We start from the raw sequence: 14,518 nt of genomic DNA on the forward strand, positions 1-14,518 counted from the left end.
AAGATTATGACACAGCAAGTGGTGGGCGTGATTGGCGCCGGGGTAATGGGAACAGGCGTCGCCCAGAATCTGGCACAAAGTGGTTTTAATGTTGTGTTGCTGGATATTTCAACGGCAGTACTGGACAAAGCAGCTAATGATATCCGCAACAATATCCGGTTTCAGGCATTTAGCCAAAAAGACAAAAGCCGGCTCGATGATCCCGATGAGGTTTTGCAGCGTATCGTTTTTACAACCGACTATCAGGCATTGGCCCAGGCATTTTATGTGATCGAAAATGTGTCTGAGCAATGGCACGCGAAAAGCAGTGTTTACCCGCAACTCGAAGCCGTTTGTCCCGCGCATACCGTGTATGCCGCCGATACTTCCTGTTATTCCATCACCCGCATTGCTGCCCTGACCAAGCGTCCCGATAAGGTCATCGGCATTCACTTTATGAACCCCGTACCTATGAAGCCGACGGTAGAAACCATCAGGGGCTGGCATACCTCTAAAGAAACCATAGCGATCACAGATAATTTACTCTCAACCATGGGCAAGACCAGTATCCTGGTGGAAGATTCCCCCGGGTTTGTTTCCAACCGCATCCTGATGCTGACGGTTAACGAGGCGGTGTTTACGGTACAGGATCAGGTGGCGGATGCCCAGCAGGTAGACGAGATTTTTAAAAAGTGTTTTGGCCACAAAATGGGCCCGTTAGAGACGGCGGATTTAATCGGTCTCGATACCATTCTTTACTCTATTGAAGTCCTGCATGAGAGTTTTGCCGACAGTAAATACCGTCCTTGCCCCCTGTTAAAGAAAATGGTGGATGCCGGGCTGCTCGGGCGCAAGAGCGGCGAAGGGTTTTACAAATATTAATAACAATGCTACGTAAAGGATTAGCCATGAACTTCGAAGAAATAGCAGTAAAATCACATGAATTTGTCTCGCAATATCTTAATGGTGCTGAAGTTGGCCGTGAAGTGGACTTATTTGCCACCGGTATGGTGAATTCGCTGTTTGCCATGCAGCTGGTGTTGTTTGTCGAAAGGGAGTTTGGTTTTGCCGTGGACAATGAAGATTTGGATTATGACAACTTTAGATCCATCAATGCCATTGCTGATTTTGCCGGTAGAAAATTAGGCCTGGGCGCCACAGCTTAAGGAAAGAAAAGCCATGGATATTGAACTGACTGCAGAGCAAGAGGCAGCCCGGGGACAGTTCCGGGATTTTGTCGAGCGCAGGCTGATGCCCTATGCCGACGAATATGACCGCCAGGAAGAAATGCCGGCCCGGTTAATTGGCGAAGTCGCCGAGCTGGGCTATTTGGGAGGATTGGTGCCCGAGCAATACGGCGGTGCGGGTATGGATAGCATTACCTGGGGGCTGTTGTGTGAAGAAATCGGCCGGGGGAGCGCCTCCTTATTATCCCTGTTTACCGTGCAGGGTATGGTGATCCAATCGATTCTCAAATGGGGAAATGAAGATCAGCGCCAGGACTGGCTGCCCCGTCTGGCCACGGGAGAAATTATCGGTGGTTTTGCCCTGACCGAGCCAAATGTCGGCAGCAATGCCTCATCTGTTGAAACCAGCGCCACCCTGATCGACGGCCACTGGCGCCTGCACGGGCAAAAACGCTGGATTTCCTTTGGCCAGGTATCAAACCTGTTTGTGGTTTTTGCCCAGTCAGAAGGAAAATCCGTGGCCTTGCTGGTTGAGCGCGACTGTCCGGGCTTTTCCACTAAGCCTATCACCGGCATGCTGGGGTTTCGCTCCGCCATGCTGGCAGATATCTTTCTCGACGGCTGCAAAGTGCCCCAAGCCCACCTGCTCGGACGTGCCGGCTTTGGTTTTTCACATGTCGGCGGCGCAGCGCTGGATCAGGGGCGGTATTCTATCGCCTGGGGCTGTCTGGGGCTGGCGCAGGGCGCTTTAGATGCCAGCCTGGCATACAGCGGCCAGCGCCGGCAATTTGGCAAACCGCTTAAAGAGCATCAGCTGATACAGGAGCTGCTGGCAGATATGATCACCCAGATCCAGGCCGCCCGTATGCTTTGTTACCGCGCCGCTTCACTGAAGCAGCGGGGAGAGCCCTCCCTGATCATGGAAACCTCGATCGCTAAATATTTTGCCTCCCGCATGGCGGCAAAAGTTTCCGCCGATGCGGTGCAGATCCATGGCGCCAACGGCTGCTCTGATCAATACCCGGTACAGCGCTATTTACGCGATGCCAAAATCATGGAGATCATCGAAGGCAGCAATCAGATGCAGCAGATCATCATTGCCAAGCACGGCTATCAGGAGCATGCGGTAAAACAGCAGCGTTTGGCGCAACCAAAAGATGACGGCGGTGAAGCATGAATATGGAACAGGCGAGTGCTTTAGAAGAAGAACAACGCCAGCGCATGGTAAAATGTGTGGTTTGGGATCTGGACAATACCCTGTGGGACGGCACGCTATTGGAAGGCGGTATCAAAGGTTTGCGTCCCGGGGTGTTGACCCTGATAAAAACGCTGGATCAGCGGGGTATTTTGCAGTCGATTGCCTCAAAAAACGAACACCGGCTGGCGCTTGAGCAATTACAGTCCTTAGGCATAGCCGAGTACTTTCTCTGTCCGCAGATCAACTGGGGAGCCAAGTCGGCGTCCATCGGGCGGATTGCCAAAACCTTGAATATCGGCCTGGATACCTTTGCCTTTATCGACGATCAGGCCTTCGAGCGCGAGGAAGTCGCTTTTGCCCTTCCCCAGGTGTTATGTGTTGACGCTAACGAGCTCGACAGCCTGGCGGCGCGCGCAGAATTTATACCGCGTTTTATTACCCAAGACTCAGCCCGGCGCCGCCAGATGTATATGGCAGATATCAAGCGCAATGCCGTGGAAGAGCATTTTGAGGGGGCACAGGATAGCTTTCTGGCGAGCCTGAAAATGAAGCTGCGTATCAGCCATGCCTGCGAGGCCGATCTGAAACGGGCGGAGGAATTAACCCTGCGCACCAACCAGCTCAACACCACAGGTTATACCTATTCCTATGATGAGCTCAATGCTTTTCGCCAATCCGAATGCCACCATTTGCTGGTTGCCAGCCTGGAAGATAAATACGGTACTTACGGCAAAATAGGTCTGGTGCTGATCGCCCTGGAGCAGGATGTCTGGGTGATCAAATTACTGCTGATGTCGTGCCGGGTAATGACCCGGGGGGTCGGCACGGTATTGATCAACCATCTGCGCAACCAGGCACGCGAACAGGGGGTGCGCCTGCTCGCCGAGATGCTGCCCAATGACCGCAACCGCATGATGTATATGACCTATAAATTTAACCATTTCAGTGAACTGGAAAAACAGGGCCGGCTGGTTATTTTTGAAAATGACTTGAGCATAACCCATGATTTTCCGGCTTACCTGATCCCCGAGATAGGTGAATAGCTATGGACGGTGTAACTTTATTCGATATGACCCATTTGCAGCCGGGCATCAAGGGCTATTCCGGCGTGGTGTCCGATGGCCGCTATTTTTATTTTATTCCGCTAAATAACGGCGATTTTTTCGGCACCGTGGCCCGTTTTGATATCGCTAAACCCTTTGATGAAACGGCCTCCTGGGATACCTTTGACAGCACACAGCTCGATAGCAGCAGCCGGGGGTTTATCGACGGTTTGTTTGACGGGCGTTATCTTTACCTGATCCCTTTTTGCAATGACCAACATCACGGCCAGATCACCCGTTACGATACCCAAAAACCCTTTGATGAGCGAGACAGCTGGCGGGTATTCGATTCTACGGCCATACACCCCAACAGCCGGGGTTTTGTCAGCGGCTGCTTTGATGGCCGTTATATCTACTTGTCCCCCTACCAGTTAGATCACAGCACCCATCACGGGCAGGTGACCCGTTACGATACCCAGGCCGGCTTTAGCTACCCCGGTTCCTGGCAGGTCTTTGATACCGCACAGGTTCATGCCGACAGCCGGGGGTTTCATTCGGCGGTAAGCGACGGCAACTATGTTTATTTTATCCCCTACCTGCGCGACGGCGGCAAGCACAGCAGCATGCTGCTGTGCTATGACCTCAGTCAGGCGTTTGAGCATCCCGGCGCCTGGCAAGCGTTTGATATGGCCGCACTGGGGGAGCAGTGCCGGGGATATATAGGGGCGGTATACCATAAGGGTATGCTGTATTTTGCCCCTTACCGCAATAACGAGCAAAGGCACGGCAATGTCCTGCGTTTTAATACCGCCATGAATGTACAGGACCTGGCGGCCTGGACGGTATTTGACTGCGCCCGGGTGGAGCCGGGCAGCCGCGGCTTTTTTGGCGCTCTGTGCGATCAGGACTATTTGTACCTGCTGCCCCACTGCCGGGCACTGGGACAATATCATGGCCAGCTTGCCCGTTATAAGTTATCCGGGGCTTTTGATGACCCGGGCAGCTGGTCGGTTTGTGATCTGGCCCTGGCGGATCCTGGTTGTAGGGGCTTTATCGGCGGCGCGATCCATCAGCAGCATTTGTATCTGGCGCCGTTTGAGACCGATACCGGGTGTCATAGCGGACTGGCCGCCCGACTTGATCTGAACTTGGAGCAAGTGTGGCATCAACCCGCGCTTGAGGCGGTCGATTAATTTTGACTTGGTCATTGTTATTTCTGGAGAGATAAATGAGTGTCCCGCAAAAGGTAACACAAGCTGTCAGTCGTGCCGATGTTGAACAAATGTTGCGTGATTTTATGGCGAAGGTTTTGCCGTCTGCGCCGACGCAGGCCGATATGCACATCCCGTTTTTGGAAATGGGGGCCAATTCGCTGGCGCTGATGGAAGTGCAGCGCGCGGTGGAATCCCGTTACGGGCTGACGATTACAATTCCACAATTTTTTCAAGAGCTGACCCATGCGGCGGCTTTGGTGGACCATATTGTCGAAAATTGCCGCCAGGCGGTTGACGATACAACTGGCGATCCATCCGGGGAGGTGCCTGCAGCCAGGATTGAAGCTAACCGGGCAGGGGACAGTGTCGCGCCGGGGGCAACAGCCAGGGACGCAGCTGTGCTGCCTATGATAGCGGCAGCAGGTGAAGAAGAGCTGCAGGTGATTTTTACCCGCCAGCTGGAAACAGCTTCCCGGACCATCAACCGCCTAGTCGCCAGGCAGCTGGCCCTGTTAGCTGAACTTGATGGCGGGGAGCAGGTTTCCCCCGCAGAGGCACCGGGCGTCACTGCACAGGTAAAACAGCCCCGCACCGCAGATAAGACGGCAGATAAAGTGACAGCTGAGCTTGGGCAAAGTGCCGACAAAAACAGCTCGTCGGCCGTAATGCACCGCATGCTGTCGCCGCTGGAAACACGCGCCAGAGGCCTGACCGAGCAGCAAAGCAAACACCTGGAAAGCCTGATCGGCGCTTATACAAGTAAAACCCGGGAATCTAAAAAGCTCGCGGCCAGAGACCGTCAGGCCCTGGCGGACAGCCGGGCTTCGGTGGGCTTTCGCTTTACCACCAAAGAGATGTTATATCCTGTCGTGGGCAAGCGGGGACAAGGGGCACATTTATGGGATGTCGATGGTAATGAATATATCGACATTACCATGGGGCAGGGGGTAACACTTTTTGGCCACCATCCGGAGTTTATCGAACAGGCACTGGCGGATCCCGAAAACGATCCCTGCCTGCTCGGCCCCCGCTCAGCCCATGCCGGCGAAGCGGCGGCGCTGGCATGTGAGTTGACGGGTATGGAAAGGGCGACTTTTACCAATAGCGGCACGGAAGCCGTAATGGTTGCCATGCGCTTAGCGCGCGCCGCGACCGGACGCAGTAAAATAGTCATGTTTGAAAACGCCTATCATGGCCATGCCGATAATGTGATGGGGCGACCCGTCTGGCAGGAAGAAACCTTGACCACAGTACCGGTAGCGCCGGGGATCCCCCAGGCAGCCGTTGATGACATCTGGATACTCGAATATGGCAGCGACAGCGCATTGGACTTTATTCGCGCACATGGCGGGCAGATCGCTGCGGTTATGGTTGAGCCGGTGCAAAGCCGCCGCCCGGACCTGCAGCCGCGGGAATTTTTGCACCAGTTACGCAGCATCACCGAGCAGTCCGCCAGTTTGCTGGTGTTTGATGAAATGATCACAGGTTTTCGCATCCACCAGGGAGGCGCGCAGGCCTGGTTCGGCGTTAAAGCGGATATTGCAACTTACGGCAAGGTCCTGGCGGGCGGCATGCCCGTTGGCATGGTGGCAGGAGCGGCGCGTTTTATGGATGCCATCGACGGCGGTGCCTGGCAGTACGGCGATAATTCCTACCCGGCTGCAGACCGTACCATCTTCGGCGGCACTTTCTGCCAGCACCCGACAACCATGATCACTACGCTGGCAACCTTACGTTACCTCAAGCAGCAGGGGCCGGCACTTCAGCAGCAGTTGAATGCCCGCACGCAATACCTGGCCGGCGAGCTGAACAACTTTTTTGACGAGCAAAGTGTGCCGATGCGGGTCATTTATTTTGGCTCATTATTCCGTTTTTCTTTCTCGGGTAACTTTGAACTCCTGTTCTATCACATGATGGAAAAAGGCATTTTTATCTGGGAATGGCGCAACTATTTCTTATCTACGGCGCACACGGCTGAAGATATCGCAAAGATTATTCAAGCGGTAAAAGAGAGCGTGGCGGCATTGCAGCACGGCGGTTTTATTAACCCGCCGGACAGGGATACTGATTTACCAGCCCCTATGGCGCTAAGCCAGGCGCAGCAGCAATTGCTGACCTTGGCCCGGATCCTGCCCGAAGGCTCTAAAGCTTACCATGTCAGTCCGCTGCTGCAGCTGCAAGGGCAGTTACAGCCTGCGGTATTGCAACTTGCGGTGCGCGAGGTGATGCGCCGCCACCAGGCATTAAGAGCCCGGATTGTCGACGATCAGCTGCAGATCATGCCGCTGGAGCAATTAACCGCTGCGGGTATGACATCTACCGATTTAAGCGGCCATCCTGACCCGGAGTCAGCCCTGGAACAGTTGCTGGCCGGGCATGCCGACCAGGCTTTTGATTTGTCCCGCGGACCGCTGTTTGAGGTGCATTTGTTCTGTTTGGCTCAGACCGAACACCGTTTGCTGATCAAAGCGCACCACATAGTGACCGACGGTCTATCGGTTAACCTGATTGTCCGTGAGCTGGCAACGATTTACAGCGCAGCCTTGCAGGCACAGGATCATAAGCTGCCCCGGCCATTGCCGCTGGGGGATTATCTGCACTGGCAGCAAAATGCTTCATTTGAAAAGCAAAAAGCCTATTGGCTGGAGCAGTTGGCGGGTGAACTGCCGGTGCTGGATCTGCCCGTCGACAGACCCGAGCCGGTAACAAAAAGCTATCGCGGCGGACGTTATCGTCAGCTTATCGCGGCGCCGCTTCTGGCGAAGATCCGCACATTAAGCCGTACCGCGGGCTGCACCGATTTTATGACCCTGTTTTGTGCCTATGCCCTGTGGTTACACCGTTTATGCCAGCAGGATGATGTCCTGATCGGTATTCCCGTTGCCGGGCGCAGTTTACCGGAAGGAGAGCAGTTAGTTGCTTATGCGACGCATTTGATTCCGGTGCGCAGCCGGGTGCAATGGCAGCAGTCCTTTAGCGATTATTTGCAGGTGATGCGCGATACCCTGCTGGCGGGTTATGAAAATCAGGATTACCCGTTTGCCCGGCTGCTTGATGAACCAGCTTTGAAAGGCCGGCGCGGCAGCCTGATTTCCGCCGTGTTTAATTTAGATCGCCCCGGCCAGGCGCCGGAAATGGCTGGCATGCAGGTAAAATGGCTGTCGCAGTCCCTTCACTATACCGCTTTTGCGCTCACCCTTAACCTGACGGAAGTTGACGATGAGATGGTGCTTGAGTGCGACTTCAGTCGGGATTTGTTTGATGAGGCCAGCATAGCCGCTTATGTGGCCGGCTTGTTTGCCTTATTCGAGAGTATTGTCGATGATCCTGGCCAAGCGCTGGAAAAAATCCCCTTGCTGGACCAGGCTGCGCGTCAACAGCTCCTGGTAGACTGGAACGATACCGCCGCTGATTATCCCGATAACTTATGTCTCAGCCAGTTGTTTGAAGCCCGGGTTGCCGATACGCCTGAGGCCATTGCATTAAAAGAAGGCGAAACTCAAATCAGTTATACCGAGTTAAACCGCCGGGCCAACCGCCTGGTGCTCTGGCTGAAAAACCAGGGGGTTGGTCCTAATGTGGTGGTCGCGGTATGCCTTGAGCGCTCGGCTGAGCTGGTGGTGAGTTTGCTGGCGGTGATGAAGGCGGGCGGGGCCTACCTGCCCCTCGATCCCGCATACCCGACACAGCGCTTGACCTTTATGCTCGAAGACGCCGGGGTAGCGCTGTTATTGACGCAGCACTCCCTTGTGGCGCGCTTTGACGGTTTGACCGGCCTGGAGACCTTGTGCCTGGATACGCAGCAGGCGCTTTTTGCCGGCAATAGCGACAATAACCCGGATATTTCCCTGAGCCCGGAAAATCTGGCCTATTTGATCTATACCTCAGGCTCGACCGGGCAACCTAAAGGCACTTTGATTGCACAGCGCAGCCTGGTGAATTATCTGGCCTGGGCGGGGCAATACTATCAGGCGGCGCAGGGGGACGGTGCGCCGCTGCATTCATCGATCAGTTTTGACGCCACCCTGACCAGTTTGTTTTTGCCGTTATTAAGCGGACGCGAGTTGGTGCTGCTGAGCGAGGGCGGCCAGGAAATCGATCATATCTGCACAGCGCTAACCTCAGAGACCTGCTGGAGCTTTGTCAAACTGACCCCGGCGCACCTTGACCTGGTCAATGCCATGGTGGAGGGACAGTCCCTGGCACAGCAAACCCGGTGCCTGGTATTGGGGGGGGAAGCCCTGCTTGAAAGCCAGCTTGGCAACTGGCACCAATATGCCCCGCAAACGCGTCTGGTAAATGAATATGGCCCGACCGAAACCGTGGTTGGCTGCTGCATTTACCAGGCCGACGGCGACCGTGTTTCCGGCAATAGTGCAGGGACAGTGCCGATCGGCCGGCCTATTGCCAATACCCAGTTGTACGTCCTGGATCAAAACCGACAGCCGGTGCCCGTTGGCGTCAAGGGCGAACTGTATATCGGCGGCGACGGCGTTGCCCTGGGCTATCACAACCGCCCCGAGCTAAGCGCAGAGCGCTTTTTGACCCTGGCGCAAACCGGTTTAAAAGACTTGCTGCCGGCCATGGCGGACAAGCGACTTTACCGCACCGGTGATATCGTGCGTTATTTGCCCGACGGCAACCTGGTTTATCTGGGACGCTGCGATAACCAGGTAAAAGTGCGCGGTTTCAGAATAGAGCTGGCAGAGATTGAAACGGGTTTGACCCGCCAGGCGCAAATACGCGAGGCGGTAGTGATCGCCAAACAGCACAGCAGGCAGGATGTGCGCCTGATTGCCTATATTGTCGCCGAGAATGCCGATACTTTTGATGAACAGGTTTTACGCATGGCTTTAGCCGATGCTCTGCCCGCCCATATGTTGCCCGGCGCCTTTGTCTTGCTTGATGCCTTGCCCCTGACTGCGCATGGCAAGGTCGACCGCACGGCATTGCCGCCGCCGGATACGTTACGTGCGCAGCTGACCCCGGCTTTTGCCCACCCGGGGAACGAAGCGGAAAAGAAAATTGCCGCTTTATGGTGCGAGCTGCTGAACATAGAGCAGCCGGGTATCAACGACAGTTTCTTTGAGCTCGGGGGGCATTCGTTACTGGTGATCCCCTTGCGTGACCGTTTACAGGCGACATTCGGCAAACCTTTGCTGCCGGTCGATATCCTGCGTTTACCCACGATCGCGGCGCAGGCGCGTTTTATGACGCAGGCGCCGGACAAGGGCAGGGGGCAAACTCAAGAGATTCAACAACGCGCAAGCCGTCAGCGCCAGGCTTTTAAAAAGAAGAAAAAAAGGAGTCAATGTGCTTAATACATCCGATGCAAATGCCAGCCATCCTCTTGGGGATGAGCAGTCAGGCGATAAGACATTTTCCGACGAACTCGAAGCGGTCGCCATCGTCGGCATGGCCCTGCGCGTACCCGGCGCCGACAGCCTGGAGCAATTCTGGCAGAACCTGCGCGATGGTGTGGAATCGATAAGCTTTTTTAACGACGATCAGCTGCGCGCAGCCGGTGTCCCGGAGGCGGCCTTGTCCGACCCGGATTTTGTCAAAGCCTTTGGTTTATTAAAAGGGGCGGACCAGTTTGATAATGACTTCTTTGACATTCTGCCCAGGGAAGCCGAAGTTTTAGATCCCCAGCACCGCCAGCTGCTCGAATGCAGCTGGCAAGCCTTAGAGCATGCCGGTTATGGTCCCAACAGCCAAAGTTTTAGCGATGCCGGCTCTGTAGGCATGATGGCGGGGGTCGGCCTCAACAATTATTTACTGCATAACCTGGCGGGGCGCAAAGATATCATAGAAGCCCTGGGAGGCTGGCAGCTTACCCTTGGCAATGATAAGGATTTTGCCGCCACCCGGGTTGCCTACAAACTGAATTTATGCGGGGCGGCCATGAACGTGAGTACCGCCTGCTCCACCTCCCTGGTATCGGTTGCCATGGCCTGTCAAAGCCTGTTGTCTTATCAAAGCGATATGATGTTAGCCGGGGGCTGTTCGATTCACCTGCCCCAGGATCAGGGCTACTGGTATCACCCCGGCGGCACCTTGTCATCCGACGGCCATTGCCGGGCTTTTGATGAGCAGGCCCAGGGGACACTGGACGGCAACGGCGTGGCCGTGGTGGTGCTAAAACGTCTCGATGATGCCATAAAGGCTAAGGATACCATTTATGGTGTGGTGCGCGGTTTTGCGGTTAATAACGATGGCGGGCATAAAGTCGGCTATACCGCGCCGAGTGTCGAAGGACAATCGGCGGTGATCCGCGAGGCGCAGGAAATGGCCGAGATCGGTGCCGATACCTTAGGGTATGTTGAAACACACGGTACCGGCACAGACCTGGGGGATCAGGTTGAAATTACCGCATTAATCGAAGCCTTCCGTGAGGCGGGGATCACAGGCAAGCAGGTATGCGGTTTAGGTTCGGTAAAAACCAATGTCGGGCATTTAGACACCGCCGCGGGAACAACGGGGTTAATTAAAACCGTGCTGGGCTTAAAGCATGGCCAGATCCCGCCCTCGCTGCACTTTACCCGGGCCAATCCCAAGCTTCATCTGGACACCAGTCCTTTTTACGTCAATGCCGCGCTGCGGGACTGGCCGCGCCTTAAGGGGGCGCCGAGGCGGGGTGGGGTCAGCTCTTTTGGCATTGGCGGCACCAATGCCCATGTCATTGTCGAAGAGGCTCCCGCTGCACCGGCGCCGACCCCCGGGCGTCCCTGGCAGATGCTCACCCTGTCGGCAAAAACACAGGCTTCATTGCAGCAAAACCGTCATCGCCTGGCAAATTACCTGGTCAGCCAGGACAACACTTCACTGGCGGATATCGCCTATACCCTGCAGACGGGACGCTGTGCTTTTAAGCAGCGCCAGGCGGTGATAAGCAGCAGTTGCGGCGATGGCGCCGATAAACTCAATGCTTCATCCGCACCGCAGGTTTTTTGCGGCGAAGCAGGGGAGCAGGCACCGGCTGTCGCCTTTATGTTTCCGGGGCAGGATGCACAATATCCCGGCATGGCCGAGTCCCTTTACCGGGACGAACCTTTATTTAAACAGCACATTGACCTGTGCGATGAAATTGTCCGGCGCGAGCATGGCATAGATTTACTGTCACGTTTATTTGCCGGGCACAGGCAGGCGGACGAACCGGAGTTTTCCCTCGATCCCTTGCCTATATTCGTGACTGAATATGCCCTGGCACGCAGCTTACTGGCATTGGGAATACAACCCCGGGCCATGATGGGCTCCAGCCTGGGGGAGTATGTCTGTGCCTGTCTGGCCGAAGTGATCAGCCTGGAAGATGCATTGATGCTGGCCATCAGCTGCGCCGAGCTGTTTTCCCTGGTCGAGCCGGGGGCATTAGTGTCGGTTTCTCTGCCAGAGAGCGAGTTGCAGCCCCTGCTAGGCGACGGACTTGCCCTTGCTATGGTTTGTGCTCCCAAGCAATGCGTGGTTGGCGGGCGTCCCCAAGCGGTTGTCGCTTTGAAGGCAGAGCTGGCACAACGCGAGATCTCTTATGTTGACATTCCGCTGGGCCTGCCCTTTCATACTGAATTTATGCAGCCCTTGGTTGCGCCTTACCGCGCCCGGTTGCAACAAGTTAAGTTCAGCGCGCCTAAAATGCCTTTTGTCTCCTGTGTTACCGGGGACTGGATTCAACCTGAACAGGCAACAGATCCCGAGCATTATCTGCGTTTAGCCGTTAACACCGTTGAACTGAGCAAAGGTTTTCAGCGGCTGTTTTCACTTGCCGACTGTATCTTGCTTGAGCTCGGACCCGGGCAGAGCATGACCGGCTTTGCCCTGTTGCAGCAGGACCGTCCGGCGGGGGCGCAGATCATCCCGAGTTTAGCCGATCCCCGCTACGCCGCCGCACAGGAGCTGGCATCGGCGGATTCGTTTTATTTTCAGTCGGCCCTTGCCCGCTTATGGGTGGCGGGGCTGGATATCCGCTGGCCGGCATTTTACCGCAACCAGGAGCGCCGGCGTATTGCCTTGCCCGGATATGCATTTGAGCATAAGCGTTACTGGCTGGATGCGCAGCCGTTTGAGCCGTTAGCCGACGGGGGAGAAACAGAAGGTAAACAGGCAGATCCGGCGAGCTGGTTTTATCGGCCCTGCTGGCATGAACTTGCCCGGCCGGCCCCGGCTGATCTTGGCGGGCAATGGCTGGTGATCGGCGACCCCGGCGGTTTAGCCGGCCCCCTGGTTGAGCGTTTGCGCGCTGCCGGTGTTGAGGTTGTCTGTTATTCGCCCGCCAGCCTGGCAACGGCTGCCGACTGGGATGCGGTCTTTGCGGTAACGGGGGGCGAAGAGCTGTCATTTGATCATCTTGTTTATTTAGGCCTGCTCGATCAGCAGCAAAGGGATGACAGCAGTTCGCTCGAAGCGGGCTTTTATCCTTTGCTGGCACTGGGGCAGTCGCTGGGCCGCCGCGTTTTTTCAGATATCGTCAAGCTGACGTTATTGACGGATAAGAGTTTGTCGATAGGCGGCACAGAAATAACCCCAGCCAATGCCGCTGTGCTCGGCCCGTTACTGGTCCTGCCCCAGGAATATCCGAACCTGCAGTGCCGTATGATAGATGTGCAAATGCCTGAGTTGGCATGGCAACGTGCGCGTTTGCTCGATGATCTACTGGCCGAATTCACCGCCCGGGAGCGGATTGTCGCCTTAAGGGCCGGACAGCGCTGGGCGGAGACATTTGAGCCCGATAAAGCCGTATCTCTGCCGGAAGCTAAGCGGGAAGCAAAGAAAATTTTCCGGGACAAGGGGGTTTATTTGATCACCGGCGGCCTGGGCAATATAGGTCTGGCACTGGCGGAAGGTATCGCCCGGCAAACGGCCGGGGTCCATTTGGTGCTGACGACGCGCCGACCCGACTTAGCCGCCGACAGCCAGCGTTTACACAAAGTAAAAATGCTCGAGGCCCTGGGAGCAAGCGTACAGGTCGCCCATGCCGATTGCAGCGACGAACCGGCCATGAAGGCATTGGTGGATGAAGTGGAGCAACGCTTTGCCCGGATCCACGGCGTGATCCACGCAGCCGGGCTGGTTGGCCAGGAGTCTTTTGCTACCGTGGGGGAAAGCTCGCGTGAGTTTTGCATCAGGCAGTTTACCCCTAAGCTGCAGGGGGTACGCGTGCTCGAGCAGGTACTGGCTGACCGTCCGCTTGATTTTTGTATTTTATGCTCCTCCCTCTCCTCGGTCTTGGGCGGCCTGGGCTTTGCTGCCTATGCCGGTGCCAATGCCTGCCTGGATAGTTTCGTCATCGCCCACAACCAGACGCATGAGACCCGCTGGATCAGCGTGAATTGGGAAGGGTGGCGCTTTGACGATGAGTTAGACACCAGCCAGGCGGGGGCTGCTGTTGCCGAATTGAGCATGTCTCCGGCAGAAGGGCTCGATATTTTTGAGCGTATCTTGCTGGCGCCGCACAGAGACCGCCTGGTGATCTCCTGCGGCGATCTGAAATACCGCATGCAGCAGTGGGTCGCCCCGAAAGAAACCTTGCCGCCGGTTGCTAAGGCTGCGGCGGCGCATGCCCGCCCCGCGATGTTGGGGGAATATATTGCGCCTTCGGGAGAGGTTGAACTGCAAATTGCCCAGTTATGGGAGAGTTTGTTAGGCATCAGCGGCATAGGCGCCGATGACAGCTTCTTCGAGCTGGGGGGCAATTCGTTGTTAATGACGCAATTGCTGGCACAGATCCGGAAAATTTTCCGCCAAGAGCTGTCTCTGACGTTATTGTTTGAGCGGCCGACGATTGCCGACATTGCCGGCATGATTATCCAGGTACAGCAGGATAGCCGGGAAGCGGAAGCCGAGCGCGAGGAAGGGGTGTTATAAGGGTAATGTTTTTATTTTAACAAAAGAGCATAACGGCAC

At 55.7% G+C, this 14,518-nt stretch carries 7 protein-coding genes; all 7 read left to right on the forward strand.

Features of this window, described 5'->3' with window-relative positions:
• Positions 1–6: 6 nt before the first annotated feature.
• The 7 genes from SG35_RS29465 to SG35_RS29495 are packed head-to-tail and all read left to right on the forward strand — an operon-like array spanning position 7 to position 14,479.
• A complete protein-coding gene (locus tag SG35_RS29465) occupies positions 7–861 on the forward strand; it encodes a 3-hydroxyacyl-CoA dehydrogenase family protein (protein WP_044833079.1) in 855 nt (284 codons plus the stop codon).
• A gap of 26 nt (positions 862–887) precedes the next feature.
• Positions 888–1,145 (forward strand): acyl carrier protein, encoded by a 258-nt coding sequence (locus SG35_RS29470; protein WP_044833078.1) that lies wholly within the window; start codon positions 888–890, stop codon positions 1,143–1,145.
• 13 nt (positions 1,146–1,158) lie between these two features.
• A complete protein-coding gene (locus tag SG35_RS29475; RefSeq protein WP_044833077.1) occupies positions 1,159–2,343 on the forward strand; it encodes an acyl-CoA dehydrogenase family protein in 1,185 nt (394 codons plus the stop codon).
• Positions 2,340–3,407 (forward strand): HAD-IIIC family phosphatase, encoded by a 1,068-nt coding sequence (locus SG35_RS29480; RefSeq protein ID WP_044833076.1) that lies wholly within the window; start codon positions 2,340–2,342, stop codon positions 3,405–3,407. Before SG35_RS29475 ends, SG35_RS29480 begins: the two co-directional genes overlap by 4 nt.
• Positions 3,408–3,409: 2 nt before the next feature.
• The gene (locus SG35_RS29485) at positions 3,410–4,600 is read left to right on the forward strand and encodes a hypothetical protein (RefSeq protein ID WP_044833075.1); all 1,191 of its coding nucleotides are present in this window, start codon (positions 3,410–3,412) and stop codon (positions 4,598–4,600) included.
• A 35-nt stretch (positions 4,601–4,635) separates the two neighbouring features.
• On the forward strand, positions 4,636–9,942 hold the full coding sequence (locus SG35_RS29490) for a non-ribosomal peptide synthetase (protein WP_053043059.1): 5,307 nt from the start codon (positions 4,636–4,638) through the stop codon (positions 9,940–9,942).
• Complete coding sequence (locus tag SG35_RS29495) at positions 9,935–14,479, forward strand: type I polyketide synthase (protein WP_053043058.1); 4,545 nt, start codon at positions 9,935–9,937, stop codon at positions 14,477–14,479. The genes SG35_RS29490 and SG35_RS29495 overlap by 8 nt, the downstream gene beginning before the upstream one ends.
• Positions 14,480–14,518 lie beyond the last annotated feature (39 nt).

The sequence above is a fragment of the Thalassomonas actiniarum genome (assembly GCF_000948975.2).
GTDB classification, from domain to species: Bacteria; Pseudomonadota; Gammaproteobacteria; order Enterobacterales; family Alteromonadaceae; genus Thalassomonas; species Thalassomonas actiniarum.

Coding starts and splice junctions, on each gene's coding strand:
- SG35_RS29465 (WP_044833079.1), top strand. CDS start 7: ATGACACAGCAAGTGGTGGGCGTGATTGGCGCCGGGGTAATGGGAACA.
- SG35_RS29470 (WP_044833078.1), top strand. CDS start 888: ATGAACTTCGAAGAAATAGCAGTAAAATCACATGAATTTGTCTCGCAA.
- SG35_RS29475 (WP_044833077.1), top strand. CDS start 1,159: ATGGATATTGAACTGACTGCAGAGCAAGAGGCAGCCCGGGGACAGTTC.
- SG35_RS29480 (WP_044833076.1), top strand. CDS start 2,340: ATGAATATGGAACAGGCGAGTGCTTTAGAAGAAGAACAACGCCAGCGC.
- SG35_RS29485 (WP_044833075.1), top strand. CDS start 3,410: ATGGACGGTGTAACTTTATTCGATATGACCCATTTGCAGCCGGGCATC.
- SG35_RS29490 (WP_053043059.1), top strand. CDS start 4,636: ATGAGTGTCCCGCAAAAGGTAACACAAGCTGTCAGTCGTGCCGATGTT.